Below are 26,709 nucleotides of genomic sequence, written 5' to 3'. Positions count from 1 at the left end.
TTCCTGCCTCGGCCTCACATCAGCCCGAGTTGGAGTCGGGCCGCCTCCGACATCATGCTCTGCTCCCAGGCCGGCTCCAGCACCACCTCCACGTCGGCCTCCTTCACCCCCGGGATCCCCAGGAGCTTGGCCTTCACGTCCTGCTTCAAGTAGTCCCCCATCCCGCAGCCGGGAGCGGTGAGGGTGAACCGCACCGTCACCTTGCTGTCCCCCTCCGGAAGGGTGCTGGCCTCGCACTGGTAGACCAGCCCCAGGTCCACGATATTTACGGGGATCTCGGGGTCGTAGCAGGTCTTGAGCTGGTCCCACGCCATCTGCTCCAGCGGCTTCCCGGCCGCGTCTGCGGCGGGGGAAGGGGCCACCACCGCCTCTCCGATGGCGTCCGCGTCTTGGCCCTCGATGCGAACCATGTAGCCGTTGTCGGTCATGGCCGTGTAGGACCCCCCCAGGGCCTGGGTGACGAAGACGGTGCTTCCCGCGGGGAGGGGAATCTTGTCCCCGTAGGGAATGGCCGCGACTTGAATGTCGCGCGACAACGTCCTGGCTTCTTTCATGTTTGCTCCGTAGAGACCTGCCCCTCGCCCCGCAGCGCGGCCTTCACGGTGTGCCAGGGCAAGGAGGCGCACTTCACCCGTACCGGGAACTCCCCGACCCCGGAGAACACGGCCAGCTTGCCCAGGTCAGGGGCGGCGCCCTCCGACCGGCCGCGCGTGATCAGAGCGTGGAAGCGCTCGAAGAGAGCTTCCGCCTCGGCCCGGGTCTTGCCCTTGAGGGCCTCCGTCATCATGGAGGCGGAGGCGGTGGAGATGGAGCAGCCCGCCCCCTTGAAGCTCACGTCCTTCACCACGTCGCCTTCCAGGCGCACGTAGACGGTGGCCTGGTCTCCGCACAGGGGATTGAAGCCCTCCGCCTTTCCGCTCGCGCCCTCCATCTCGCGGAAGTTCCGGGGCCGCTTGCTGTGGTCCAGGATCACTTCCTGATACAGCTCCCTGAGCTCGTTCATCCGCCAAAGACCTCCTGGACCTTGTGGAGCCCTCCGACCAGGGCGTCGATCTCCTCGCGCGTGTTGAAGCAGCCCAGGGAGGCCCGGGTGGTGGCGGGCAGGCCGAAGCGCTCCATCACCGGCTGCGCGCAGTGGTGGCCGGTGCGAACCGCGATGCCCTCGTAGTCGAGCACCGTCCCGATGTCATGGGGGTGGATCCCGTCCAGGACGAAGGAGAGGACGCCCGCCTTCTCCCGGGCCGTGCCCACCAGGCGGAGGCCGGGGATGGCGGTGAGAGCGCGCGTCCCGTAGGCCAGCAGGTCGTGCTCGTGGGCGGCGATGGCCTCCAGGCCCAGGTCGGTCACGTAGTCGATGGCCGCCCCGAGGGCGATCACCCCCGCGATGTTGGGGGTCCCCGCCTCGAACTTGTGGGGCAGGACGTTGTAGGTCGTCTTCTCGAAGGTGACGGAGGCGATCATTTCCCCTCCCCCCTGCCAGGGCGGCATGGCCTCCAGGAGCTCGGCCCTCCCGTAGAGCACGCCCGCGCCGGAGGGGCCGTAGACCTTGTGCCCGGAGAAGGCGTAGAAGTCGCAGCCCATCTCGGCCACGTCCACCCGCAGGTGGGGCACCCCCTGGGCGCCGTCGATGAGCACCGGCGCCCCGCGGCGGTGCGCCATCTCCACCATCTGCTTCACGGGGTTGATGGTGCCGAGAGCGTTGGAGACGTGGGCCACGGCCACCATCCGGGTCCGGGGGGAGAGGAGCCTCTCGAAAGCATCGAGATCGACTTCCCCCGCGTCGTTGATCGGCGCCACCCTGAGCCGCGCGCCCTTCTCCTCGCACAGCAGCTGCCAGGGGACGATGTTGGAGTGGTGCTCGAGGGTGGTGATCAGAACCTCGTCCCCCGCCCCCACCTTGCTTCGCCCGTAGGTCTGGGCCACGAGGTTCACCGCTTCCGTGGTCCCCCGCAGGAAGATGATCTCCCGGCTCTCGCGGGCGTGGAGGAAGTCGCGGACCTTGGTCCTCGCGGCCTCGTAGGCCTCGGTGGACAGCACGGAGAGCTGGTGCACCCCCCGATGGACGTTCGAGTAATAGCTCTCGTAGACAGCCTTCTCCGCCTCGATGACCGACCGCGGCTTCTGGGCGCTGGCCGCATTGTCGAGGTAGACGAGGGGTTTGCCGTGAACGGTGGTGCGGAGGATGGGGAAGGCCTCGCGCACGGCCTTGACGTCATAGAGCCTGGTCCGGGCCGGAGTGGCCGCGCTCATACCACTGCCTCCTTGATCTCGAGCTCGCCGGGCGAGGGAAGATGCCGGCCCACGGCCGCGCGCAGGCTCTCGATCGGGATCCCCTGCAAGACCTCGCTGGCAAAGGCGTAGGTCAGGAGGCTGCGGGCCGCGGCCTCCCCGATCCCCCGCGACCGCAAGTAGAAGAGCGCTCCCGGGTCGAGCTGGCCCGTCGTGGACCCGTGCTTGCACTTCACGTCGTCGGCCAGGATCTCGAGCTGGGGGGTGCTGTTGACCAAGGCCTCGCGCGACAGGAGCAGGTTCCGGTTGGTCTGGTAGGCGTCCGTCTTCTGGGCGCCCCTGCGGACCAAGATGAGGCCGTGGAAGACCCCCCGGGACCGGCCGTCCAGGATGCCCCGGTACAGCTCCCGGCTCAGGCAGTGGGGCGCCGCATGGTCGATGCGGGTGTGGGTGTCGGTGTGCTGCGCGCGGTCGGCCACGAAGAGGCCGTTCAGCACGCACTCGCCCCCCTCCCCCCCGAAGACGGTGCCGATGTCCTGTCGGAAGAGGGCGGCCCCCAGGCCGATCTGGGTGTTGGAGAAGCGGCTCGCCCGCTCCTGGCGCACGGCCAGGGTCGACACGTGGAAAGCGCCCTCGCTCTCCTCCTGCAGCTTGTAGTGGTCGATGCCCGCGTTCTCCCCGGCCACGATCTCGGTCACCGCGTTCGTGAAGTACACCTCGCCCGCCGGCCCCCCGTAGCTCTCCACGATCCGGGCCCGGCTGCCCGGCCCCGCCACGATCAGCGTGCGGGGATACGACACCCGGGCGACGCCGGGGCTCGTGGACAGAAAGATGAGGTGGATCGGCTCCGCCGCCACCGCCCCCGGGGACAGGAAGACCGCCGCCCCATCCTCCAGAAAAGCGGTGTTGAGGGCGGCGAAGGCGTTCGCCCCCTCCTCCGTGAGCCGGGCCAGGTACGGCTCCACGCGCTCGGGCTGAGAGCGGAGGACCTCGCCCAGGCTCAGGACTTCGACCCCGGGGGTGGGACGTCCGGGGCGGGAGAGCGACGCCGCGTACCGGCCGTTCACGAACACGGCCTCCCGGCCGGGGCCGCTCGGCCGGAGAGCGGCCAGGGTGCCCTCCGGGACGGCGAGCCCGTCGGACCCCCGCGCGTGGGCGAACGCGGTCCGGGTGATGGGGGCCACGTTCGTGTACTTCCACTGCTCGTCGCGGGTGGTGGGAAAGCCCGTCTTTGCGAAGCGGGCCATGGCGGCCCGGCGGAGGGAACGCAGGAAGGGAGCGTCGGAAGCGGCCGCGCCCTCCGCGAACCGCTCGAAGCTCGTTGCGTAGACGTCCTTTTCCTCGGCCACCGGCATCGGCTTCACACCGAGCGTCCTGGCCCCGCCACCGCGGGGGAGCTAAGAGCCGCTCCGCTGGGCGGGGGCTCCTTCTCGAGCCAGGCGTAGCCCCTTTCCTCGAGCTCCAGGGCCATCTCCTTGCCTCCCGACTTCGCAATGCGCCCGTCTACGAGGACGTGGACGAAGTCTGGGACCACGTACTCGAGCAGGCGCTGGTAGTGGGTGACCACGATCATGGCCCGCTCCGGGTTGCGGAGGCGGTTGACGCCGCTGGCCACGATCCGGAGGGCGTCGATGTCGAGCCCGGAATCGGTCTCGTCGAGGACGGCGAGGACGGGGTCCAGGATCGCCATCTGGAAGATCTCGTTCCGCTTCTTCTCGCCCCCGGAGAAGCCCTCGTTGACGGGCCGCTTCACGAGCGCCTCGTCGATCTCCACGATCTTGGACCTCTCCTTGACCATGTTGAGGAAATCCATGGCGTCCAGCTCCGGCAAGCCGCGGTGCTTGCGGACCGCGTTCACGGCCGCCTTCAGGAAGTAGACATTGCTGACGCCTGGTATCTCGACCGGATACTGGAAGGCGAGGAACACGCCCTCCCGGGCCCGCTCCTCGGGGGTGAGCGCGAGCAGGTCGCGCCCTCGGTAGAGGACGCTCCCGGAGGTGACGGTGTAGCCCGGCCGGCCGGCCAGGACGTAGGCGAGCGTGCTCTTGCCGGAGCCGTTCGGGCCCATGATGGCGTGGACCTCTCCCGCCTTGACGGACAGGTCCAGACCGCGGAGGATCTCGCGGTCCCCCACACTTGCATGTAGGTCCTTGATCTCAAGCATGATGGCGTCATAATAGTCAATCCATACCAAAAAGTCAATGTTAGGAAGATGCGGCTACAGTTCGACTTAGCCCAGAGTTTGGATCTACTGGTCCCAGGGTGAAGCGGACGGCCTTCAGGGACGTAGAGGCTAGGGGAACGAGAGCCAGCGAAGGTGCTGCTTCCCCTTTACCCGCCCGGGGCGGAGCGAATGGCCTGCTCGTAGAGAGCCTGCAACCGCTCGCGCTTGGCGGGGGAGAGACGCAGCACCGCCGCCTTCATGAGCCGACTCATCTCGCGGTCGTCCTCGGAGCTCGTGAGCTGGCGGCCGCGGACGCGCTCCACATAGGCGGCCAGCCGGTTGCGTTCCTGGGGTGAGAGGGCGGCGTAGGTGGCGGCCGTGATCTGGGCGAAGTCCTGGGTGTCGTCCTTGCTCCAGGTGGGCAGGGCGCGCGCCGCGGCATCCAGGGCTCGGCGGAAAGCCTGGTCCGGCTCCAGCACCCGGGCTTGGCTCTGGCCCATGAGCATCTCGGCCGCGGTCGGAGAGAGGTGGGGCACGGCCAGGATCACGTTCTGGACGGCCTGTTTCAGCTTCTCCGCGAGCACGCCGTTGGTCTGGAAGGCCGCGAGCAGGACGTCCAGCTCGTGATCCGGGGACGAGGCGCCCTCCGGAAGCCATTCCACGAGCGCGAAGTAAACCCAGCCGTCCTTCCAGACCGCGGCCTCCTCCGCGTAACGCGTGCCCTCCTTGTCCCAGGTTTCCACCGCCTTGCGCCCACTCAGCCGGCCCACCGCCACGTCGGAGCGGCTGGCCTCGCGAAGCGAGGGCACGGTCCGGCGGTGGGCGGCCAAGACGCGATTCAGGTACTGGTCGAGGGAGGCGACGCCGCTCGGGGAGGACTCGGCGAGGAAGAATCCGAAACCGCCCAGCCGGGGCTGGGCCAGGGTCAGCTTCGCCTCGGGGGGGGCGGCCACGAGCGGGTTGTCCTTCTTCAGCATGCGCCAGCCGGGCGGCACTTGGAAGGAGACGCCGAGTCCGTCGTCCGTGAACGCCCGGTCGGGCGCTACCCACTCGCGCACCTGGCGGCGCTCCTCCGTCTCCGGGGCATAGCCGAAATAGACAAGACCGGTTCCGCCCGCGAGCACCACCAGGATGGCCAGGACCGCCTTGGGCCAGGCCACGTCGGCTCCCGTGAGGAGGGCGAACAGGCCGGAGAAGACGACCCAGGCCGAGACGGCAGCCAGGAGCGCGGGGCCCCTCACTCCCTGGGCGACGAGGATGCCCATGAGGGGGAACATGCCCACGGCAATGAGGAGGACCGCGAAGCGGACGAGCTTGCGGCCCCACTCCCAGCCCTTGACCAGACAGAGCCCAAAGACGAGGAGCACCAGGGCCGACTCCGTCCAGGGAAGCCCCTCGAACTCAGGGAGAACACTCTGGGGCCTCCAGGCGACGAGGCCGACCCCGGCCGCGGCCGCGAAGAGCAAGAGGGCCGCTACCAGCGTTCGCCAACGGTCCCCGAGCCCGGCCAAACCCGAGGCGCCGCTCCATTCCTCGTCGCGGGGCCGCGCACGCCCGGAGGTCGGGCTCGACGACTGGGTGGCCTCCTCCACGGCCGCGCGGAGCGCGGCAGAGCTCTGGCTCTTGGCTGCCCCGCCCAGGTCCTTGAGCTCCGCGACCTCGGCCAGGGTGGTCCAGCGCTTGGACCCCGGAGTGAGGACCGCGCTCTTCCGGTTGATTAACCCCTTCTGGTACCACTCCCGGACCGCGGACAGGTCCAGGGGCCCGATCTCGCTGCCGTCGCCGAGTCGCACCTTGTAGCCACGGGCCATGGGGAACGCCCTCGCCTCGCAAGCCGCCTCAGCCACTCGGCCGGGACGCCACACCGGCCGCGCCTTGCCCGCCGCCACCCTGGAACGGATTCAGCGGGTTGAGTATACGCCGGGGTAGCCGTCTTGTGAACGGCCGGCGTTTGGGCGAGGCTTTTCGGATCTCTCCGGGGGCGGGTGAGGGTTTTCCCGAGGGGGGCAGGGCCACTCCCGGTTGCCGAGGGACGGCCCAAGCGGAGGCCCGAGCTCAGCCGACGCTGCCCTCCAGGCTGACCCCGAGCAGCTTCTGGGCCTCCACCGCGAACTCCATGGGGAGCTCCTTGAAGACCTCCTTGCAGAAGCCGTTCACGATCATGCTGACCGCATCCTCGGCGGAGATGCCCCGCTGCTGGAAGTAGAAGAGCTGGTCCTCGCCGATCTTGGAGGTCGAGGCCTCGTGCTCCATCTGGGCGGTGGAGTTCAGGACCTCGATATAGGGGAAGGTGTGGGCCCCGCACCGGCTCCCGAGGAGGAGGGAGTCGCACTGCGAATAGTTGCGGGCGTGGTCCGCCCCCTTGCCGATCTTGACCAGCCCGCGGTAGCTGTTCTGGCCATAGCCGGCGGAGATGCCCTTGGAGACGATCGTGCTCCGCGTGTTCTTCCCGATGTGGATCATCTTGGTGCCGGTGTCGGCCTGCTGGTGGTTGTTGGTCACGGCCACGGAGTAGAACTCCCCCACCGAGTTGTCGCCCTGCAGGATGCAGCTGGGGTACTTCCAGGTGATGGCGGAGCCGGTCTCCACCTGGGTCCAAGAGATCTTCGAATTGACCCCCAGACACTTGCCCCGCTTGGTCACGAAGTTGTAGATCCCGCCCTTGCCGTCCTTGTCCCCCGGGTACCAGTTCTGGACGGTGGAGTACTTGATCTGGGCGTTGTCGTGGGCCACGAGCTCGACCACCGCCGCGTGGAGCTGGTTCTCGTCCCGGATGGGCGCCGTGCAGCCCTCCAGGTAACTGACGTAGGAGCCCTCCTCGGCCACGATCAGCGTGCGCTCGAACTGGCCGGTGTTGGCGGCGTTAATGCGGAAGTAGGTGGAGAGCTCCATGGGACAACGAACGCCCTTGGGGATGTAACAGAATGAGCCATCGGAGAAGACGGCCGAGTTCAGGGTGGCGAAGAAGTTGTCGGTGTAGGGAACCACCGAGCCCAGATATTTCTCGACCAGGTCGGGGTGGTTCTGGACCGCCTCCGAGAACGAACAGAAGATCACGCCCACCGCGGCCAGCTTCTCGCGGAAGGTGGTGGCCACGGAAACGCTGTCGAAGACCGCGTCCACCGCCACCCCCGCCAGCTTCTCGCGCTCGCGGAGGGGGATGCCCAGCTTCTCGTAGGTCTCGAGCAGCTTGGGGTCCACTTCCTCCAGGCTTCGGGGCCCGCTCTTCTTTTGCTTGGGGGCGGAGTAGTAGACGATGCTCTGGTAGTCGATGGGGGCGTACCGCACGTGGGCCCAGGTCGGCTCGGTCATGGTCAGCCAGTGCCGGTACGCCTTCAGCCGAGATTCGAGCAGGAACGGCGGCTCATTCTTCTTGGCGGAGATCAGCCGGATGATGTCCTCGTTGAGGCCGGGGGGGGCGGATTCCGACTCGATATCGGTGATGAACCCCGCTCGGTACTCCCCGCCGGTGATCTCCTCGACGGTCTTGGCTTCTGTGCTCATGTTTCCGCCTGCCTACACCCAAAGGATAGTTAATCTTTACTAAAAGATCAAGTTTTGTGGGACCCAGCCCCCCGCTTAGGGCCAAAGCCAGAGCTCCCAGATAATGAAGGGATGCAGTCACCTCGGGGCGACCTCTCCGCCGTTTTGTGGGACCTGGACGGAACGCTCATCGACTCCGGGGACCACCATTGGCAAGCCTGGCAGGACACGATGGCGGCCGAGGGCCGGGACCTGACCCCAGAGGCCTTTGCCGCCTCGTTCGGCCAGTTGAACGACACGATCCTCCGCCGCTGGTTCGGGCCCGATCTCCCCCCAAGCGAGATCCAGCGCATCGGCGAGGAGAAGGAGCAGCGCTACCGAGCGCGGCTCCTCCAGGACGGCCTCAAGCTGCGGCCGGGAGCGGGGGATTGGCTGGCCCGGCTCCAGAAGGAGGGCTGGCGGCAGGCCCTGGCCACCTCCTCCCCGCCCAAAAACGTCGAGGCGGTCCTGCGCGCGGTCGACATCGGCCGCTTCCTCGACGCGGTGGTGACGGCGGGGGACATAGAGCGGGGTAAACCGGACCCCTCGATCTTCCTGACCGCGGCCGCGCGGGTCGACGTCCCGCCCCGCCGGTGCGTGGTGGTCGAGGATGCCCCGGCCGGCCTCGAGGCCGCGCGGCGGGCGGGAATGAGGTCGGTGGGGGTGCTATCCCCCCATTTCTCGGCCCTGGTCGCGGACGTGGTAGCGCCGACGCTGGACGCGCTGCCCGCCGCGACCTTCGAGGACCTCCTCCGGGGCCGGTGATCCCGGACACGCAGGCCCAGGTTTCGGGGAACACCGGGCCCGTGGCGGCCGTCACTCCCTTCGGGATGGGGTATCGTCCAGAGCCAGGAAACGCAGGGGTGGGCCCGATCAGCCGGGAGGACCCTGGGCAGCTCGAGATCAACGACGGACCCCACTGCGAGTCCACCCTGGACCGCATCGAGGCGCTCGCCGTTCGTCTGGCCCGTTTCGGAGGGCTCGACCCCGACGGCGCGCATTTCCTCGGTGTGGCCCTCCGCGAGGCCATCGTCAACGCCCTGCACCACGGCCGGGGCGCCGCCTGGGTCGCCCTCCGCCTCGCCCGGAGAGGGGTGCTGGTGATGACGGTGCGCGACCGTGGCCCCGGCTTCGACCCCTCTCGCCTTCCCGACCCCCGGGCCCCGGAGAACGTGGTCAAGGGCTGCGGGCGGGGCATCTTCTACATGCGCCGCTTCACGGACCGGGTCTCGTTCTCCTTCCCGAGGCAGGGCGGCGCGGTCGTCCGCCTCGAGAAGAAGGTGCGGTCCTACTCCAGGTAGGGCGGCACTTTGGCGCCCCCCCGCGCCTCGGCCAGGGCGAGACGCACCGCCCCTAGGGCCGGTTCCACCGGAAGGCGGCTCACGGTGGAGCGTCGGGCGACCTTTGGCAGGCGCCGGCTCAGCTGATCCCCGAGCCAAGGCACGCCCGCGAACACGCCGCCGGCCAGGATGAACGCGAACGACTCTTCCTGCATGCCGAGCCGGGCGGTCACGGACGAAGCGGCGGCCACGAGCTCGTCGACCGCCTCCTCCAGGATCGCGGCCGCGACCGCGTCGCCCGCGGCGCGCTCCGCCTCCACGTGGACGGAGAGGGCCGCCACCGCGGGGAGGGTCCGCTTGCGTTCGTAGACCGCGGGGATGAGGTCGGAGGGCTTCTGGACCCCGAAGTGCGCCTGCAGCCGCGCGGTCAGCCTCGTAGCCGGACCCCGGCCATCGGCTGCCCGCGCCACCGCCCGCAGGGCCCGGAGCCCGATCCAATAGCCGCTCCCCTCGTCGCCCAGGAGGTGACCCCACCCCCCGGAACGGGCCGCCACCCCCCGCGCGCTGCGACCGTAGGCGATGGATCCCGTGCCGCAGATGATGACGATGCCGGGCCCATCCTCGACGCCCGCCACCAGGGCGAGCAAGGCGTCGTTCACCAGGAGCGTGCGGGCGTTGCCCCCGATGCGGCGGAGGATCCCGCGCACCACCCGACTGTCGGTCTCCCGGTCCGCACCCGCCATGCCCAGGCAGATGGCGTCGGGTGGGACCGCGCCCCTCAGGGCCTGCTCCATGACCGCCCGGAGCACCGTCTCCGCCCCCTTCTCCCCCGCCACCTGGAGGTTGGCCCCGGCCCCGCGCGCTTCGGCGAGGACGGTGCCGTCCTCGCCGGCCAGGTAGCCGACGGTCTTGGTTCCGCCCGCGTCGATGCCCAGGACGTGCATGGTGCTTGCCCGCGTTCAGGGCCGCATGACTTGACGCGACCCCCCGGGGCCGGGTGGCTCCCGAGCCGAGGCGGCCGAAGGAGACGGGACCCGGCTCCGCGCCCCGGGCTACTACCATAGCACCGCGACTCGCCCCGGAACGGGGTGCCGCCCACGAGGGTAAGACATCAGCCCCGCCGAGGAGCGACACCGCCGGCTCCGACCCCTGGGCCCCGAATGGGGGAAGCGGGGGGCTCGAGGGGGCTAAGCCTTGAGTGGGCGGGGGCGCTTCTGTTACGCTCTCCACTGGCGGCCTCGGATCGCAGCGCCCCCCAGGGGGCGGGAGATAGCGATGGGAAGCGACGTACCGAAGGCCCGATGCGTTCATTGCCGCTCGGACGTGCTCGTCCCCGCCAGCTACGCCCACGGCGATCACATCAAGTGCGGGGGCTGCGGCACCCAGCACAAGGTCAGCCGGGGCGATGTCGTGCGGCTGGTCCTGGCGGATGTCACGCCCCTGCACGACGCCCTGCGCGCCAACGAGCAGATGGTGGACCGGCTGGAAGCCGACCTCCGCGTGGCCCGCGGGAGCTTCGGCGTCGGCGTCAACGGCTTCGGGGTGGGTGTGGTCTACGCTCTCTGGCAGGTCGCGCGCAACGAGCAGCCCTGGAGCGGGTCGCTGCTGGCCAAGGCCATCGCCATCGCCATCGTGAGCGGAGTCATTCTGGAGGCGATCAACTACTTCTTCCTGGCCAAGCGCCAGCAGATCACCCGCCTCTCCGCGGAGATCGAAGCGGCGGACGAGGAGAGCCAGCGCCTGCGGCAGCAGATCCGGGAGACGAGCCGGCTCTGACTACTCGATCTGGCCGCCGTCGAGCAGGGTGCTGACCGTCCGGTAGATAAAGTACGAGGACCGCGGGATGTCGCGCTGCAGGTCCGCGACCGAGGCTCCCTTCTTCAGACGCGCCCAGACCGTGGCCGCGAGCTCCACCGTATCCGGCTCCTCCCACTGCAGCTGAACCGCCTTCTGGCGGTACACCCTCTCGGGGTCGGGGAGGCGCTCCTTGAGCAGGGGCAGCTCGTCCTGGAGGCGGACGGACTCCATGAGGAGCGAGATGGCGGGGAGGGTGATGTCGGTCTGGACCTCCTCCTCGTTCACGGTGCGTCCGCTGAACGAGAACTCCCCTTCGAAGGCGCTCTGAAAGAGCTGGAAGACCGCGTCGTCGCCGGTCAAGTGCTTGAACTTGGCCCGGGCGATGTTCCCCTTGAAGAAGAAGAGCTCGGCGATCTTGTGCTTGCCCGCCTCCTGGGTCACCACCAGGTTGCCGGTCTGGTGCGAACCGATGAGGGTCTGGATGACGGTGGCCAGGTCGAAGAACTTCAGGGTGCCCTGGAGCTGCTTTCCGGAGGCGTTGGGCACCTTCAGGGTCGTGGCCTCCAGCCGCTTGGCCAGCACCAGGCACAGATTGCGGGAGAAGGCCGGCAATGTCTCCATGAGATCCAGGAACACGGGCTTTTCGAGCGTGAACAGCTCGGCGTGCTCCGGCGACCGGGCGGTCGCGGTGCGCGGCGACCCCGTGAGGAGAGCCAGCTCCCCCAGCACCTCCCCTGTGCCCAGGTAGGCCACCGGCAACGGCTCCGCGCCGTCGGCGGGAGTGGCCAAGATCTCGAGCACTCCCGTCTTGACGATGAAGAGGCAGTCTCCTTCGTCGCCTTGGCGGAAAACCTCCTCTCCGGGGCCGAATTCCACCACTCGCCCCTGGGACAACACAGCCCGCAGGATCTCCTCCGGCTGGTTCTCGAACAGATCGGACTTCTTGAGAAAGGCGGGATCTATGGGCGCTGTCATGCGGAGAGTGTGATTATACCGCGCCCGGGCGACGCCGAAGCAGCGGAAGAACTGACCCCGACCCGACGTCCGGCGGCAAGAGTGTGACCGCAGTCACGCTATCCCCGGCGGTCGGACCTAGCCTCGAACCGGAGGGCGATGGCGCCCTCGACTCGCCAGCAGGACGCGGGCTGGGCCCCCGGGGGCGGACTAAAGAGCACGTCGAGGGGTGATCAGTTGCCGACTTCTCGGGCGGACGGGAAGCGTTCAGGGAGCGTCGAGGACGCCGACTCCGATGTGTTACCATGTGCCGCCGCGAGCGCCTTCCGCGGGAGGGCCGTCGATGGGCAAGCGTGGCTAATTTGCTGAATAGAGAGCTCTTGTCGCAATACGATCGAGGGATGACATAGGGGCAATGGTCGTGTGCCTCCCCCCTTCTCCCCGACCCTGGACCATCCCTCAGACGGAGCTCGGAACGCCATGACGACCTCGAGTCTCACCCTCATCGCACCCGCGGAGGTTCACCGGACCCTGTCCCGGTACCTCCTGGCCGACGGCCTCGACATTGTGTTCGACCACGAGCGAAGCCACGGCTCCTGGGTCTACGACGCCCGCACCGGGACCGAGCAGCTGGACTTCATGACCTTCTTCGGCTCGAACCCGATCGGCTACAACCATCCCAAGATGAAGCACCCGGATTTCCTGCGCACCCTGCACCGGGTGGCCCAGCTGAAGCCCTCCTTGGCGGACGTCTACAGCGTGGAGTACGCCCAGTTCGTGGACGCCTTCGGACGCCACGCCATGCCGCCTTACATGAAGTATGCCTTCTTCATCGAGGGGGGAGCCCTCGGGGTGGAGAACGCGCTCAAAACCGCCTTCGACTGGAAGGTCCGCCGCAACCAGGCCAAGGGGATCAAGGGGGAAAAGGGCAGCCAGGTCATCCATTTCCGCGAGGCCTTTCACGGTCGCACCGGCTACACCCTCTCCCTCACCAACACCGACCCCGTTAAGACGGACTACTTCCCGAAGTTCCCCTGGCCGCGGATCGAGAACCCGAAGCTGCGCTTCCCGGTCACCCCCGAGGTGGAGCGGGATGTGGTCGCGGCCGAGCAGCGAGCCCTCGATGAAATCGAGGCCGCATTCACCGCCCACCCCGACGACATCGCGGCCATCATCATCGAGCCCATCCAGGCCGAGGGCGGCGACCACCATTTCCGGCCCCAGTTCCTGCAGGCTCTGGAGGCCAAGGCGCGGCAGCACGAGGTCTTCTTCATCGTGGACGAAGTTCAGACCGGGATCGGGATCACGGGCCGCCTGTGGGCCCACGAGCACTACGGCCTCCAGCCGGACGCCCTCTGCTTCGGAAAGAAGACGCAGGTCTGCGGCTGCCTGGTCGGACCGCGGGTCGACGAGGAGCCCCAGAACGTGTTCCGGGTCCCCTCCCGCATCAACTCCACCTGGGGCGGAAACCTCACGGACATGATTCGCTTCGGTCGCTACCTGGAGGTCATCGAAGAGGACCATTTGGTGGAGAACGCCCGGGTGGTGGGCGATCACCTCCTCCGGGGCCTGGTCCGCCTGCAGGAGGAGCTGGGCGGGGTCATGTCCAACGCGCGCGGCCTCGGCCTCATGATCGCCTTCGACCTGCCCACCCCGGAACTCAGGAACAAGGCCCGGCGGGCGATCCTCCACAACCGCCTGTTGCTCTTAGCCTGCGGCGTGCGCTCCATCCGCTTCCGCCCTCCCTTGAACTTGAGCCGGGCGGAGGCGGACACCGCCCTCGAGATCGTCCGCAAGAGCCTGAAGGAGCTTTAGCCATGATCGAGCCGGAAGCCGCGGTCCGGATCTACAGCGAGATCCTGGCCAACACGCTGGGAGCCAAGGTCGCCAAGGGCCGGCTGGTGCGGGTGACCCCCGACGGCTTCTACGAGGTCCTGCTGGAGGCTTCGGGGAAAAGCTACACGACCCTCCTTCCCGTGCATTCGACCGTGATCATGGCGGCGGAGGCCGAGGAAGAAGTGCACACCCTCGAGGTGGAGCGCTGAGGGCACAGGGAAGACGGACAGGACACCGAGGCTCATGCCTCCTGTCCTGAGGGTCGTCCAGAGCGGGCTGGGATCCATCGGCCAGGGCGTGGCCCGGCTGATCCTGGAGACCGAGGGCCTCAAGCTCGTGGCCGCGGCCGACGTGTCCCCCGCGCACGCGGGCAAGGATCTGGGGGTGGTGCTCGGGCTTCCCCGTCGGCTGCGCATCAAGGTCGAGGGCGATCCCGCGCGATTCCTGCGTCGGGTCCGGGGCGACGTGGCCGTGCTCTGCACCTCCTCCTCCCTGCGCGACGTGAAGCCGCAGGTGGCGGCCCTCGTGAAGCGCGGCCTGCACGTGGTGACCACCTGCGAGGAGCTAGCCTTCCCCACCCCCGCCCACCAATCTTCTTTCCGCGAGCTGGACCGCCTGGCCCGGAAGAAGAAAGTGTCGGTGCTGGGCACGGGCGTGAACCCCGGCTATTCCATGGACGCCCTCGCTCTCATGCTCACCGCACCCTGCGCGCGCGTGAACCGGATCTCGGTCACGCGGGTGGTGGACGCGGGAACCCGCCGTCTGCCCCTGCAGCGCAAGGTGGGGGCGGGGCTGAACCTCAGTCAGTTCCGCCGGGCCCTCACTGAGGGAACGGTCCGCCACGTCGGCCTGCTGGAGTCGGCGCACATGATCGCGGCCGGCCTGGGCTGGAAGCTGGAACGCGTGGAGGAGTCGCTGGAGCCGGCCATTGCCCCCCGCGACCTCGACACCGACTACCTGCGGGTGCCGGCGGGGGCGGCGGCCGGGATCAAGCAATCCGCGCGCGGCTATCGCAACGGCGAATTGGCCATAAGCCTGGACCTGCAGATGTACGTGGGGGCGGAGTCGCCGCGCGACCACGTGCTCGTGGACGGCGCCCCCCCCATCGACTGCACCATCGCGGGAGGGGTGGCGGGGGACATCGCCACCGCCGCCATCGTCGTGAACAGCATCCCCAAGCTGATGGCGGCTCCGGCGGGGTTGCTCAGCATGAAGGACCTGCCCCTCGTGCACCGCTTCAACGTCCTGGAGCTGAAGAGCCTCCCCAAGAAGAAGCGCTGAGGGGCCGGGCTTCTCTCAGCTCGAGTGGCTCTTCAGGTAGTCGTTGAGCCGACGCTGTTCGTGGGGTTCGACCCCCACGAACTCCACGCCGATCTGATACCCCGCCCCCCGCTCCGCGGCCCGGCAGTGCCGGACCTCGGCCTGCACCCAGAGGGTCTGCCCCTCGAGCTCGATCGCGAAATCGTGGATGGCCCCCACTTCCAAGGCCGTGGGCTGGACGAGGAGCGCCCCCCCCACGCTGAGATCGAGCAGCCGGGCCGGGACCTGGACCCGTGCCTGGCCGGTCAGGGCGGGCTTGGTCACGACTCCTTCCGCCGCTCCCGCTCCAGAAACGACTGGAGGAGACCGAAGTCCAGGGCATCGACGCCGGCGAAGTCCACCCCGATCACGTAGGAGCCATCGGAGCCCTCGGGAAGGCGCACGTCCACCACCCGGGCCTTGAGATCGACGGCCACGTGCGAGAGGTTCAGGGTGAGTTCGCAGGACGAGCCCATGGCGAGAGGGATCCCCATCTCCAGGGTGGCCCCCGTCTCGGAGAGGGCCGCTACCCGGAAGTCCGCGAGCACGGTGGCCCGCCCGACCATCCGCCCGTCCAGGCGCAGCCGCTGATAGTGGCGACGCTCGTCGTCGTCGATCATTGGAGCGGATGATAGAGGGCGCTCAGGGGGAGGTCAAGGGCGGGCGCACAGAAGGGGCCCCCTGGGCTATACTGCCGTGATTCTGGGGTTTGAAGGCACTTTCTGGACATGAACGGAACCCTGGCGGAGGGTGTGCTCCCCGGCCTGCTGAGGGAGCTTTACGTCGGCCGCAAGACGGGCCTTCTTCATTTCACCCAAGGGAGCGAACTGCGCAGCGTCCGCTTCCGCGGGGGAACCATCGTCAACGCCCAGACGAACGTGGCCGCGGATTATCTGGGCGAGGTGCTCGTCCGCAAGGGCCTCTTGACCACCGCGGACCTCTCACGCGCCACCGAGGTGGTGCTGCGCGAGAAGAAGCGCCTGGGCCAGGTCTTCATCGAGCTCGGGATCATGGACCAGGGTCGCCTGGAGGATGCCATGGCCTTCCAGGTGCACGAGATCCTGGCCAAGGTCTTCTCCTGGCACGAGGGCTCCTACCGGTTCGAAGAGGAGGCCGAAGAGCCGGTGAACGAGGATCTGACCTTGAAGCTCTCCACCGGAGAGCTGATCCTAGAGGCCGTCCAGCAGGTGCACGACCCCGATGTCGTGCGGTACGCCCTCGGCGACATTGACCGCGTGCTCGCCCTTTCCACCGACCCCCTGCTCCGCTTCCAGAAGATCACGCTCTCCCCGAGCGACGGCTTCGTGCTCTCCCGGGTGGACGGGACGCTCACCGCTCGCCAGATCACCCTCCTCATTCCCATGCCCGCCGAGCAGACCCAGAAGAGCCTGTTTGGCCTGCTCTGCACCGGCATCATCGAGTTTGGAGTGGGCCCCGCCAAGAAGGCGCGGCCGGTCAAGGCGGTCCCCGCGCCCCCCGCCCCCGCGCCCCCCGCACCGAGTCCAGCTCCCGCCGCCTCCCGGCCAGAGCCGGCGCGCGTGGCTCCGCCACCCCCCCCGCCGGCGCCCCCGCCCCCCGTGGCCAGCAAGCCGGCCCCCCACCGTCGGCAGGAGATCATGGAGACCTACGAGGGCCTCCGGGTCCGCAACCACTTCGAGATCCTGGGCATTCCCCGGGCCTCGACCGAGGCCCAAGTCAAGGAAGCCTATTTCCACTTGGCCAAGCAGTTCCACCCCGACGTGCACCACGACGCGGCCCTGGCCGACCTGCGCGACAAGCTCGAGGCCGTCTTCATCCGGCTGGGCGAGGCTTACGAGGTGCTTCGCAATCCGCGCTCGCGGGCCTCCTACGAAGAGACGCTAGGCCGCTCCGCGCCCCGGCCCGTCGCGCCCGGCCCCCCGCCCCCGCCCTCCGCCCCAGAGCCCCCACCCGACCCCGCGGCCGAGGCCCGCTCCGCGGAGCTATCGATCCGCCAGGCGGAGAAATACATCGAGAAGGAAAAGTACTGGGACGCGATCCAGCTCCTGGAGCCGGCGGTGGGAGTGGTGCAGGGGAAGTCCCGGCAGAGGGCCCGGGTCCTTCTCGCCCGCGCCTACCTCAAGAATCCGAAGTGGGTGAAGCGGGCGGAGGAGGTCCTTCTGGCCGTCCTGCAGGACGAGGCCCAGAACGTGGACGCCCTCCTCATGCTGGGGCGGATCTACAAGAACAGCGGGATCAAGAGCCGGTCCGTCTCCATGTTCAAGAAGGTCCTGGAGCTGAAACCGGACCACGAGGAGGCCCGCGCCGAACTGGGAGACCAGGTCGGGGAGCCGGAGCCCCCCGGAGGCCTCATCAAGAAATTCTTCAAGAAGAGTTGATGGCGGAGAGCACTGCGGAGCCCCGCCGGCTTTGCCGGGCCTGCGCGGGGGAGGTCACGAGTCCTACCGACCTGGGCTGGGAATGCGAGTGCGGGGTCGTGGTTTGCACCGATCCCGCCTGCTACGAGGAGTACTTCAAGGGGGTGGGGGGTGGGGAGGGCGTCCGCTGCCGGACTTGCGGGCTGGTGACATGAGCGGCTTAAGGCGACGCCGTGCCCGCTCGATCCTTCTCGCCGCGTCATTTCTCCTTTGCTCGTCCGGACTCAGGGCGGAGGTGCTCGTCCTCGTGGACGGGGACCGCGTGACGGGCAAGATCGTGGCCCAAGGCACCAAGCGCATCCGGATCCAGACCCCCTACGGGCTCCTTATCGTGCCCCGCGAGAAGATCGAGCGCATCATAAAGGACGACGGCACGGAGGAGGTCGTGAACGCGCCCCCCGCGACCCCCGCTCCGCTGCCCCCGGCCCCCCCGCCCCTGCGGCTCGTGGTCGTGATCACGGGCGGCGTGTTCTGGCAGGCCTGGGACCCCAAGGCCGCCCCCGACGATCCCAGCCTCCGCCTGGAGGTCCGCCTCGACGAGAAGCCGGTGGCCACATACGTCGACGCGACCCTCGATCCTGATATCCCGGGCGCGATCGTGAACTCCTTCTCCTTCGCCCCCGAGACCCTGGCCGTGGTGGCCAGCCCCAAGATCCGCCTGGGCCCGCCGGAGACCCGGCCGGGACGGATCTTGCTTGAGATCGATCTTCCCGCGCAGACACCGCCCCCGCGGCACCTGCGCCTGGCCTACCAAGCCAACGAAGGGACCACGGCCGAGCCGGCTTGGCGCGACTTGGCGGAGACCAGCCTGGAGGTGGACCTCAAGGCGGAGGCCCCGACCTTCGTGAAGGTCGAACAGGACCGCGGGAAGATGGAGTTCTCCAAGCGGCACATGAGGAACGTGGACACCTTCCGGATGGTGGCGAAGGCGGAGTGACCCAAGGTGAACGACTCTTCAGTGGGCGACCCGAGAGAGGAGCAGGCGCGTTGCTACTCAAGGACCTTGCCACCTTCATCGAGGCGCGGCGGACGGAGGTAGCCGGAGGAATCCTGTTCGCCGGGTGTGCGGCCGCGCTCGTCATCTACTTCACCGCCGCTCCACCTGGCGATCCTCTCGGTGCGGGGCCGGAGGACTCGAAGGTATATCTCCGGCAGATGGAGATGTACGGCGGCAAGGCCAACGTTCTGGCCTACGAGCTTCGAGAGAGACTCGCAGGGCTCTGGCATGGCCGAGCGCTCGCCTTCACGGTGACCGGCCTCTCAGCTCTTCTCGCCTTAGCGGTCTTCAGCGTCTTCCGTCCTCTGCCGCCCCCTGTCGATCCGGGCGGGGCCGTTCGCGGCGACCAGAGCAAGCCCGTTTCATGAGACCCCGAGCGGTCGGCAGGCGCCCGCCCCCGCCAGGGTTGCCTCGTGGTTCGCTTGCTTCTGGAGTCTCGGCTGCCCCCAGGGCTGCTTGACACTCCCCCACCCCCGCCCTACGCTCGATTCATGGACGTGGCTTCGGTCGCGGAGACGCTGCAGACGGTCGCGCTCGCCATCGCCCTCGCCGCCTGCGCCGGGCTCCGCACCTTCTTGCCCCTCTTCCTGGCCGGCGTGCTCTCGCGGGCGGGGTGGCTGGTCCTGGGACCGTCCTTTCAGTTCGTGTCCTCGAACAAGGCCCTGATTATCTTCGGCGTGGCCAGCCTCATCGAGATCCTGGCCGATAAGATCCCCGCCCTGGACCACGGGCTCGACGCCTTGTCGACACCCCTGCGCGCGGGGGCGGGCGCTCTTTTGGCCGCCTCCGCCCTGGGGCACACCACGGACCCCCTGGCCGCCCTGGCCCTGGGGGCGGCGGTCGGGGCCCCCGCCGCGCTCGTGCCCCACGCGGCCAAGGCCGGGCTGCGGGCGGCCTCCACCGCCTTCACGGGCGGCCTGGCCAACCCCCTCCTGAGCCTCGGGGAGGACGTGATCACGGTCGTTCTTTTCTGCCTCGCCGTGCTCGTCCCCCTCGCCGTGGTCATGCTCCTGGTGCTGGCGGGCGTCCTCCTCGGCCGGCGCCTCCTCGCCCGCCCCCCGGTGCCCGGCGCGTGAAGCGCTTCCCGTCCTCCTGCCTCGCCCTCGCGGCCGCGACCTTGCTTGGAGCGAGCCCGCTTCTCGCCCAAGCCCAAAGCCCGCCCCCCAAGCCCTTCACCCTCGAGGTGGATGTGGACGTGGTTTCCGTGACCGCGGTGGTGTTCGACAAGGGCGGCCACCTGATCCGCGGGCTGGGTCCCAAGGACGTGGAGCTCTACGAGGACGGCGTGCGTCAGGAGGTCTCCTATTTCCGGGAGGCTTCCGGAGAGGGAGAGCGCATCCCCCTCTCCGTGATCCTGGTCCTGGACACCAGCGGGAGCATGACCCGTACCCTCCCCTTCCTGCAAGAGGCTGCTTTGAGCCTCATTTACAAGCTGGACGACGTCGACCGGGCCCTGCTCGTCCAGTTCAACGAGACGATCAAAGGGAGCACGGAGTTCACGGGCGACACTTCCCGGCTGGAGAACATCGTCCAGGGCCTGCAGGCCTGGGGCGGCACCAGCCTCTACGACGCCATCCAGTACAGCCTGGGTCGCATCAAGGACCAGCCCGGGCGCAAGGCGGTGGTCGTCTTCACCGACGGCGCCGACACCACCAGCCAGCTGAAAGAGCAGGACGTCATCGACTACGCGCGGGAGGTGGAGGCCACCGTCTACAGCGTCGGGTTCAAGGGGGAGAGCGGCCTCTTCGCCCGCAGCCCGCGCGGCTTCCTGCGCAAGATCGCCCAGGAGACGGGGGGCGCCTTCTTCTTTCCCGACAAGGTGGGGGACCTGATCCGGGTCTTCAACGAGATCTCGAACGAGCTCAAGAACCACTATCTGCTCGCCTACTCGCCCAAACGGCTTCCCGACGGAACCTGGCGCACCATCGAACTGCGGCTCGCGCGCAAGGATGCCGAGGTCCGCGTGCGCAAGGGCTACTACGCGGTCAAGCACCGGCGCGTCGCCCCCCCCACCGCCCCTCCCTGAGTCGGCGGGATCCCTAGCGGCCGTGGTGTAGAATCGGCGCCGATGCCCGAGCTCGGGATCGAGACCGCCGATGGCACGCGGGACCGGTTCCCCCTGGCCAAGCCGCGGGTGACCATCGGCCGCTCGCGGGAGAGCGATATCTTCCTGCCCGACCAGTGGCTCTCCCGCCACCACGCGGAGATCGTGGAGAAGCCGGACGGCTTCTACCTGGCCGACCTGCAGAGCAAGAACGGCACCCTCCTGAACGGGGAGCCCGTGCGCGAGGAGCGGCGCCTGCGCGAGGGGGACGTGATCACGCTGGGCGAGCACGTCCTCACCTTCCTGGCCGGAGACGTTCCCGAGCTCGAGGAGGAGGAGGAGTCCGAGTTCGAGGGGACGCGGGTCTTCTCCGTCAAGGAGCTCTCCGACATCAACACCAAGCCTGCCTTCGACCCCGCCGAGCTCAAGCGCCAGAACCGCGTGCTGGCCATCCTGAGCAAGGCCGCGGGCGCGCTCGTGGTCCACCGCCCCCTGGGCGAGCTCTTCGACCTGGTGCTGAAGCTGCTCTTCGAGGCCATCCCCGCCGAGCGGGGGGCCATCGTGCTCTTGCAGGGCGAGCCCCCTTTGCCCGTGATCAAGGCCGCCCTCAGCCGCAAGGGGGACACCCTGGCCAAGATCAGCCGCTCCATCACCCGGCGGGTGCTGGAGGACAAGGTGTCGCTGCTCGTGCCCAACCTGCTCGAGGACGCCCGCTTCCGGAGCGAGGTCAGCATCCTCTCCTCGGGCATCCGCTCCGCCATGTGCGCGCCCCTCTGGTTCACATCCACCTCCGACGCCCCGGACACGGTCATCGGCCTCGTGTACCTGGACTCGCTCCAGCGCTCCCACTCCTTCAGCGAGGAGGACGTCCGGATCCTCACCGCCCTTGCCAACGTGGCCGCGGCCAAGATCGAGAACGTCCGCCTGCTGGAGGAGAGCCTGGAGAAGCGCCGCCTGGACGAGGACATGCGGGTGGCGGCGGAGATCCAGAACGGGCTCCTTCCCCGGGGGGCCCCGTCAGTGCCCGGTTACGGGCTGGTGGGCTCGAACACGCCCTGCCGCACCGTGGGGGGGGACTACTACGACTTCGCGGTCGAAGAAGGCCGGCTGCTCCTGGCCCTGGGGGACGTGTCCGGCAAGGGCACGGGCGCGGCTCTCATCATGACCGTGCTCCGGGCCGCGGTGCGCGGCCATTGGACGGAGCCCACCCTCTCGGAGGCGGTCTCCCGCATCAACCGCACGGTCTGCCAGAACGTCCCCTCCAACAAATACGTGACGTTCTTCATGGCTTCCCTGGACCCGCCCAGCGGCCGCTTGAGCTATGTTAACGCCGGCCACAATCCCCCCCACCTCATCCGCGCGGACGGAACGCTCGAGACCCTGGAAGAGGGAGGGATGGTGCTCGGCCTGTTCGAAGGCGTCCCTTACGCCGACGGCTGCGTCGAGCTCCACCCGGGGGACACCCTCGTCATCTTCTCCGACGGGGTCACCGAGACCTGGGCCCCCACGGGCGAAGAGTTCGGGGACGAGGGCCTGGCCGCGGTGTGCAAACGCTGCCGCGGGCTCGAAGCCTCGACCCTGCAGGAGGAGATCCTGAAGGAGCTCGAGCGCTTCGCGGCGGGGGCCAAGGCCACCGACGACCGCACCCTCATCGTGCTCAAGCGGCACTGACCGCCCCCTTGGCCCCGGGGTTCGGGCTTGACCCTGCCCCCCCCGTGATATCTACTCTAATCGGACCCCTGATGAGCGTGACCAAGAAGGCCGCGCGGCCTCCCCTCTCTGCGCTCTCCTTGCTTCAGCGCGAGGTGAACCAGCTCTTCGAGCGCCTGTCCGGGTTCGAGCGCGCGGAGCGGCCGCTGCCCGGGGAGTGGTCCCCGAGCATCGACGTCTACGAGAGCCGGGGGAGGCTGGTGGTGGTGGCGGAGGTGCCTGCCCTGACCCCGGAGTCGCTGCGCCTGGTGTGCCGGGAGCGGGAGCTGGTCATATCCGGGGAAAGGCGCGAGCGCCGTCCCGCCGCGGCCATCGCGGCCTTCCTGTGCATGGAGCGACCCCACGGGCGCTTCGTGCGCACCATCCACCTGGATGTGGCGGTGGACCTGAAGCAGGCCGAGGCCCATCTGGCGGGGGGGGTCCTCACCGTCACCCTGCCCCGGCTCAAAGACCGTCGGGGGCGCGAGACCACGATCCCCATAGAGTGGGAGCAGGAGCCATGAGCGAAGAGCCGCGGAAGGACGAGGAGCCCCCGAAGATCCCGGAGGTCCTGCCCGTGCTCCCCCTGCGGGACATCGTCATCTTTCCCTTCATGATCGTCCCCCTCTACGTGAGCCGGGACCGCTCCATCAAGGCCGTGGATCAAGCCCTGGCCGACAACCGCATGATCCTCCTCGCCGCGCAGAAGAAGCAGGAGGAGGAGGACCCGGGCCCCGGCGACATCTACGACGTGGGCACGGTGGCCCTCATCATGCGCATGCTGAAGCTGCCCGATGGGCGGATCCGGGTGCTGGTCCAGGGCATCGGCCGGGCCCGCATCACGTCTTTCGAGGAGGGCCATCCGCACCTCCAGGCCCGCATCCAGGCCGTGACGGAGCCGGAAGCCGCGGACAAGGGCAAGCTCGAGGTCGAGGCCCTGATGCGCAACGTGAAGGCCGCCCTGGAGAAATCCACCAATCTCGGCAAGCCTATCTCCCCGGAAGTGATCGTCATCGCCACCAACATGGAGGAGCCAGGACGCCTGGCCGACCTCACCGCTAGCAATCTGGACCTCAAGGTGGAGGGCGCGCAGGAGATCCTGGAGGCCCTCGACCCCGTGGACCGCCTCCGCCGCGTCCACGAGCTCATGGCCAAGGAGCTGGAGGTCCTGACCATGCAGCAGGAGATCTCCTCCCAGGCCAAGGGGGAGATGGATAGGAGCCAGCGCGAGTTCTTCCTGCGCCAGCAGATGAAGGCGATCCAGACCGAGCTCGGGGAGGGCAACGAGCTGGGGGAGGAGATCGCGGGCCTCAGGGAGAAGGCCGGGAAGGCCAAGATGCCGAAGCCCGTCCTGGAGGAGGTGGAGCGGCAGCTCAAGAAGCTGGAGCGCATGCACCCCGACTCCGCGGAGACGGCGACGCTCCGCAACTGGCTGGACTGGATGGTCACCCTCCCCTGGGGCCGTTCCACCAAGGACAACCTGGAGCTCCTGGAGGCCCAGAAGATCCTGGACGAGGATCACTACGGCCTGGAGAAGGTGAAGGAGCGCATCGTCGAGTACCTGGCCGTGCGAAAGCTCAAGGACAAGATGAAGGGGCCCCTGCTCTGCTTCGTGGGCCCCCCCGGGGTGGGCAAGACCAGCCTCGGCAAGTCCATCGCCCGCGCCCTGGGGCGGAAGTTCATCCGCCTCTCCCTGGGCGGGGTCAAGGACGAGGCGGAGATCCGTGGGCACCGCCGCACCTACGTCGGCTCCATGCCGGGGCGCATCATCCAGGGGATCCACCAGGCGGGGGCCAACAACCCGGTCTTCATGATGGACGAAGTCGACAAGATCGGGGCCGACTTCAGGGGCGATCCCTCCTCCGCCCTGCTCGAGGTCCTGGACCCGGAGCAGAACAACTCCTTCCGGGACCACTACCTGGGCGTGCCCTTCGACCTCTCCAACGTGATGTTCATCACCACCGCGAACCTCACCGACACCATCCAGCCCGCCTTCCTGGACCGCATGGAGGTGATCCGCCTCCCCGGGTACACGGAGGACGAGAAGCTGGAGATAGCCAAGCGCCACATCGTCCCCAAGCAGCTCGAGGAGCACGGCATCACCCCCGAGCAGTTGGTCTTCACCGACCGGTCCCTAAGGACCCTCATCAACTCCTACACCCGGGAGGCGGGCCTTCGAAACCTGGAGCGGGAGGTCGCCTCCATCGCCCGCAAGGTCGCGCGCCGGGTCGCGGAGGGCCACGTGGGGACGGTGCGGGCCACCCCCAACTCCCTCACCAAGTACCTGGGCGCGCCCAAGATCCTCCCCGAGGAGATCCTCAAGAAGGACGCGGTGGGAATCGCGACTGGACTCGCCTGGACGGCGACGGGGGGCGACGTGCTCTTCGTCGAGGCCACGGCCATGCGGGGCAAGGGCACCCTCACCCTGACCGGCCAGCTCGGGGAGGTGATGAAGGAGTCTGCCCACGCCGCCCTGTCTTACGCTCGCACCCGGGCCCGCCAATACGGGATCAAGGAGGACTTCTTCTCCACCCATGACCTGCACGTCCACGTGCCGGAAGGGGCCATCCCCAAGGACGGACCCTCGGCGGGGATCACGATCGCCACCGCCATGATTTCCGTCTTCACGAACCGCCCGGTGAAACGCTCCCTGGCCATGACGGGCGAGATCACGCTCCGGGGCAACGTGCTCCCCATCGGCGGCCTGAAGGAGAAGCTCCTGGCCGCCCGGCGGGCCGGGATCACCGCCCTCGTCTGCCCCCGCCTCAACAAGAAGGAGCTGGACGAGGTGTCCCCGCACTTGAAGCGCGGCCTCGAGTTCCACCTCGTGGACGAGGTGGACGAGGTCCTGAAGCTGGCCCTGATCCCGCCCCTGGAGTCGCGGACCGCCCCGGGGGCGGGGCAGAAGACGCCCCCCGGGACCTTCCCCGCCAAGCCCCGGATCAAGCCGGTAACGGTCTAGAGCTAGCCGCGTCCCGGGGAGGGCCGGCGGGGCGGGGGACGCTTCCGCTTGGCCGACCGGTGGGGCCGGCTCGGAGACGGCGGGGCCGCGGCCGCGCGGGCGGCGGCCCGCCAGCGCTCGGCCCGGGCGGAGAGGGCCTCGCGGGAGGCCGCCGCCGCCGCCAGGTCCACCTCGAGTTCTCGAGCCCGGGCCAGGGCCTCGGCGAGGGCGGTGCGGGTCTCCTCCGCGGCCGCGCGCGCCTGCGCCCGCTCCTCGTGCGCGGTCATGAGCTCCTGCTGCGTCCTCTTGAGCTCCGCCTCCAGCGCGTCGATGCGGGCCTGCTGCTCGTCGAGGGCGGTCCGCAGGGCGTCGCGCGCGGCCCTCGTTTCGTGGAGCTCCCCGGCCAGCTGCTCCCGACGCCCCTCCGCCTCCGCCCGCGCCGCTTCCGCCTCCCCCGCCGCCCCTTTTAGCCTCTCGAGCTCCAACCGGCCCGCCCCAAGCTCGCTTCGGGCCGCCTCCATCTCCGCCTGCACTCGTTCGGAGAACAAGCGCTGCTCCTCAAGCTCCGTCTGCAGGCGGGCGGCCGAGGCGGCCAGCGCCCGCTGCTCCTCGAGCTCGCGGCGGCGGGCTTCGAGCTCCGCTGCCTGCCCCTCGGTCTTGCTGCGTTCCTGGTCCAGCTCCGCCTGGAGGCCGGCGCGCAGGGCCGCGCCCACGTGGAGCTCCTCCTCGAGCTCGTGGACCCGAGCCGCGGCCGCCTCTCCGCTCGCCCGCGCCTCCGCGAGGGCCTCCCGGACCGCGCCGAGGTCGCCGCGGGCTTGGTCGCGCTCCCTCTCCCGCTCCGCGGCCTCCATCCAAGCCGCCTCCTTTTGGGCGGCGAGGACCTCGCGCGCGCTCTCCGCTTCCCGGTGAGCGGCGTCCGCCTCCTCCGCTCGGCGCGTCGCGGAGTCTCCCCGCTCCCGCTCCTCCGCCACCGCTTCAAGCGCCGCCTCGAGCGCCTGGCGGGCGGAGGCGAGCTCCCGCTGGGCGCGCTCGAGAGCGTCCGGCAAGGCCGCCGCCTCCAGGGCGTCCGCCCGCGCCTTCAGGGACGTCAAGGAGAGGGCGTGCTGAAGGGCGAGACCCGCCATCGCGGCCAGGGGCTGGAGCGCGTGGAGAGACGCCCCCACGAAGGCCCAGCCGTGCCGGCGGGCGATGAGAAGAAGGCCATCGGGGCCCGCTCCCGCGCCGAGGGGGAGGGCGAGGAGCGAGGAAAGGCCGCGGGCGATCATCTGATCCCTGGTGGAGGGGAAGGCTCCCGCCTCCTCCAGGTTGTCCAACCGGAAGGGCGTTCCTTGCGATCGCACGTGGTCGAGGAGGTCTTCGGCCCCAATCGGCCCCTCCTCGCCGTGCTCCAGGCTCCAGCGCTGGAGCCGGCCCTCCTGCCGGAGAAGGATCTCCCCCGCATCAAAGGGGGCCACGTCCCCCAGGAGGAGGTGGAGGTGGCGCCGCACCTCCGCGCCGCCGTCGGCGGTGGCGGCGCCGGCCAGCGCTAGGAGCTTGAGGGAGAGTTCCATAGCCGGATCGC

At 69.0% G+C, this 26,709-nt stretch carries 27 protein-coding genes; 15 read left to right on the top strand and 12 right to left on the bottom strand.

Annotated elements, in window-relative coordinates:
* Positions 1-14 precede the first annotated feature (14 nt).
* The 7 genes from sufT to sufB all read right to left on the bottom strand — a co-directional run bounded on the left by sufT (position 15) and on the right by sufB (position 7,897).
* A complete protein-coding gene (sufT, locus tag VN461_10545; GenBank protein HXB55213.1) occupies positions 15-554 on the bottom strand; it encodes a putative Fe-S cluster assembly protein SufT in 540 nt (179 codons plus the stop codon).
* Entirely contained in the window at positions 551-1,003 is a 453-nt protein-coding gene (locus VN461_10540; protein HXB55212.1) for an SUF system NifU family Fe-S cluster assembly protein, read from the bottom strand. Before VN461_10540 ends, sufT begins: the two co-directional genes overlap by 4 nt.
* Positions 1,000-2,250: a cysteine desulfurase gene (locus tag VN461_10535; protein HXB55211.1), complete on the bottom strand. Its 1,251-nt coding sequence runs from the start codon at positions 2,248-2,250 to the stop codon at positions 1,000-1,002. Before VN461_10535 ends, VN461_10540 begins: the two co-directional genes overlap by 4 nt.
* Positions 2,247-3,584 carry a Fe-S cluster assembly protein SufD gene (sufD, locus tag VN461_10530; protein ID HXB55210.1) on the bottom strand — a complete coding sequence of 446 codons (1,338 nt, stop codon included), beginning with the start codon at positions 3,582-3,584 and terminating at the stop codon, positions 2,247-2,249. The genes VN461_10535 and sufD overlap by 4 nt, the downstream gene beginning before the upstream one ends.
* A 5-nt stretch (positions 3,585-3,589) precedes the next feature.
* Positions 3,590-4,393: a Fe-S cluster assembly ATPase SufC gene (sufC, locus tag VN461_10525; protein ID HXB55209.1), complete on the bottom strand. Its 804-nt coding sequence runs from the start codon at positions 4,391-4,393 to the stop codon at positions 3,590-3,592.
* Between the two features lie 167 nt (positions 4,394-4,560).
* Positions 4,561-6,204: a GYF domain-containing protein gene (locus VN461_10520; protein HXB55208.1), complete on the bottom strand. Its 1,644-nt coding sequence runs from the start codon at positions 6,202-6,204 to the stop codon at positions 4,561-4,563.
* Positions 6,205-6,448: 244 nt separating this feature from the next.
* Positions 6,449-7,897 (bottom strand): Fe-S cluster assembly protein SufB, encoded by a 1,449-nt coding sequence (sufB, locus tag VN461_10515; GenBank protein HXB55207.1) that lies wholly within the window; start codon positions 7,895-7,897, stop codon positions 6,449-6,451.
* A 111-nt stretch (positions 7,898-8,008) separates the two neighbouring features.
* Between sufB and VN461_10510 the strand changes: the two genes are divergently transcribed.
* Positions 8,009-8,680, top strand: coding sequence for an HAD family phosphatase (locus VN461_10510; GenBank protein ID HXB55206.1), 672 nt, complete (start codon positions 8,009-8,011; stop codon positions 8,678-8,680).
* Positions 8,677-9,216 carry an ATP-binding protein gene (locus VN461_10505; protein HXB55205.1) on the top strand — a complete coding sequence of 180 codons (540 nt, stop codon included), beginning with the start codon at positions 8,677-8,679 and terminating at the stop codon, positions 9,214-9,216. Before VN461_10510 ends, VN461_10505 begins: the two co-directional genes overlap by 4 nt.
* Here the strand turns inward: VN461_10505 and VN461_10500 are convergent.
* The gene (locus tag VN461_10500) at positions 9,204-10,139 is read right to left on the bottom strand and encodes a BadF/BadG/BcrA/BcrD ATPase family protein (GenBank protein ID HXB55204.1); all 936 of its coding nucleotides are present in this window, start codon (positions 10,137-10,139) and stop codon (positions 9,204-9,206) included. The genes VN461_10505 and VN461_10500 overlap by 13 nt on opposite strands.
* 331 nt (positions 10,140-10,470) lie before the next feature.
* Between VN461_10500 and VN461_10495 the strand changes: the two genes are divergently transcribed.
* On the top strand, positions 10,471-10,971 hold the full coding sequence (locus tag VN461_10495; protein ID HXB55203.1) for a hypothetical protein: 501 nt from the start codon (positions 10,471-10,473) through the stop codon (positions 10,969-10,971).
* Here VN461_10495 and VN461_10490 read toward each other — a convergent pair whose 3' ends face one another.
* Entirely contained in the window at positions 10,972-11,967 is a 996-nt protein-coding gene (locus tag VN461_10490; protein HXB55202.1) for a cyclic nucleotide-binding domain-containing protein, read from the bottom strand.
* A 459-nt stretch (positions 11,968-12,426) separates the two neighbouring features.
* Between VN461_10490 and lat the strand changes: the two genes are divergently transcribed.
* The 3 genes from lat to VN461_10475 are packed head-to-tail and all read left to right on the top strand — an operon-like array spanning position 12,427 to position 15,063.
* On the top strand, positions 12,427-13,761 hold the full coding sequence (gene lat, locus VN461_10485; GenBank protein ID HXB55201.1) for an L-lysine 6-transaminase: 1,335 nt from the start codon (positions 12,427-12,429) through the stop codon (positions 13,759-13,761).
* Positions 13,762-13,763: 2 nt separating this feature from the next.
* Entirely contained in the window at positions 13,764-13,991 is a 228-nt protein-coding gene (locus VN461_10480) for a hypothetical protein (protein HXB55200.1), read from the top strand.
* Between the two features lie 34 nt (positions 13,992-14,025).
* Complete coding sequence (locus VN461_10475) at positions 14,026-15,063, top strand: dihydrodipicolinate reductase (GenBank protein HXB55199.1); 1,038 nt, start codon at positions 14,026-14,028, stop codon at positions 15,061-15,063.
* Between the two features lie 15 nt (positions 15,064-15,078).
* Here the strand turns inward: VN461_10475 and VN461_10470 are convergent, their stop codons facing one another.
* Together VN461_10470 and VN461_10465 are read right to left on the bottom strand one after the other, a co-directional pair.
* Positions 15,079-15,366 carry a PilZ domain-containing protein gene (locus VN461_10470; GenBank protein HXB55198.1) on the bottom strand — a complete coding sequence of 96 codons (288 nt, stop codon included), beginning with the start codon at positions 15,364-15,366 and terminating at the stop codon, positions 15,079-15,081.
* Positions 15,363-15,701, bottom strand: a complete 339-nt coding sequence (locus VN461_10465; GenBank protein HXB55197.1) for a PilZ domain-containing protein — start codon at positions 15,699-15,701, stop codon at positions 15,363-15,365. Before VN461_10465 ends, VN461_10470 begins: the two co-directional genes overlap by 4 nt.
* A gap of 108 nt (positions 15,702-15,809) precedes the next feature.
* Here VN461_10465 and VN461_10460 point away from each other — a divergent pair, with 108 nt between their 5' ends.
* The 9 genes from VN461_10460 to lon all read left to right on the top strand — a co-directional run bounded on the left by VN461_10460 (position 15,810) and on the right by lon (position 25,169).
* Positions 15,810-17,438 (top strand): DUF4388 domain-containing protein, encoded by a 1,629-nt coding sequence (locus VN461_10460; protein HXB55196.1) that lies wholly within the window; start codon positions 15,810-15,812, stop codon positions 17,436-17,438.
* The gene (locus VN461_10455) at positions 17,438-17,632 is read left to right on the top strand and encodes a hypothetical protein (GenBank protein HXB55195.1); all 195 of its coding nucleotides are present in this window, start codon (positions 17,438-17,440) and stop codon (positions 17,630-17,632) included. The genes VN461_10460 and VN461_10455 overlap by 1 nt, the downstream gene beginning before the upstream one ends.
* Positions 17,629-18,414, top strand: a complete 786-nt coding sequence (locus VN461_10450) for a hypothetical protein (GenBank protein HXB55194.1) — start codon at positions 17,629-17,631, stop codon at positions 18,412-18,414. Before VN461_10455 ends, VN461_10450 begins: the two co-directional genes overlap by 4 nt.
* A gap of 50 nt (positions 18,415-18,464) precedes the next feature.
* On the top strand, positions 18,465-18,842 hold the full coding sequence (locus VN461_10445; protein HXB55193.1) for a hypothetical protein: 378 nt from the start codon (positions 18,465-18,467) through the stop codon (positions 18,840-18,842).
* A gap of 123 nt (positions 18,843-18,965) precedes the next feature.
* On the top strand, positions 18,966-19,550 hold the full coding sequence (locus VN461_10440; protein HXB55192.1) for a DUF4126 domain-containing protein: 585 nt from the start codon (positions 18,966-18,968) through the stop codon (positions 19,548-19,550).
* Positions 19,547-20,500 (top strand): VWA domain-containing protein, encoded by a 954-nt coding sequence (locus VN461_10435; GenBank protein HXB55191.1) that lies wholly within the window; start codon positions 19,547-19,549, stop codon positions 20,498-20,500. Before VN461_10440 ends, VN461_10435 begins: the two co-directional genes overlap by 4 nt.
* A 42-nt stretch (positions 20,501-20,542) precedes the next feature.
* Entirely contained in the window at positions 20,543-22,189 is a 1,647-nt protein-coding gene (locus VN461_10430) for a SpoIIE family protein phosphatase (GenBank protein ID HXB55190.1), read from the top strand.
* A 71-nt stretch (positions 22,190-22,260) separates the two neighbouring features.
* Positions 22,261-22,731: an Hsp20/alpha crystallin family protein gene (locus tag VN461_10425; protein ID HXB55189.1), complete on the top strand. Its 471-nt coding sequence runs from the start codon at positions 22,261-22,263 to the stop codon at positions 22,729-22,731.
* Entirely contained in the window at positions 22,728-25,169 is a 2,442-nt protein-coding gene (gene lon / locus VN461_10420) for an endopeptidase La (protein ID HXB55188.1), read from the top strand. The genes VN461_10425 and lon overlap by 4 nt, the downstream gene beginning before the upstream one ends.
* Before the next feature lie 2 nt (positions 25,170-25,171).
* Here the strand turns inward: lon and VN461_10415 are convergent, their stop codons facing one another.
* A complete protein-coding gene (locus VN461_10415; protein HXB55187.1) occupies positions 25,172-26,698 on the bottom strand; it encodes a hypothetical protein in 1,527 nt (508 codons plus the stop codon).
* Between the last annotated feature and the right edge of the window lie 11 nt (positions 26,699-26,709).

Source organism: Vicinamibacteria bacterium (assembly GCA_035570235.1).
Taxonomy (GTDB): domain Bacteria; phylum Acidobacteriota; class Vicinamibacteria; order Fen-336; family Fen-336; genus DATMML01.
Note: the sequence above shows the minus strand (reverse complement) of the source record. Positions and strands in the feature narration are given on the sequence as shown.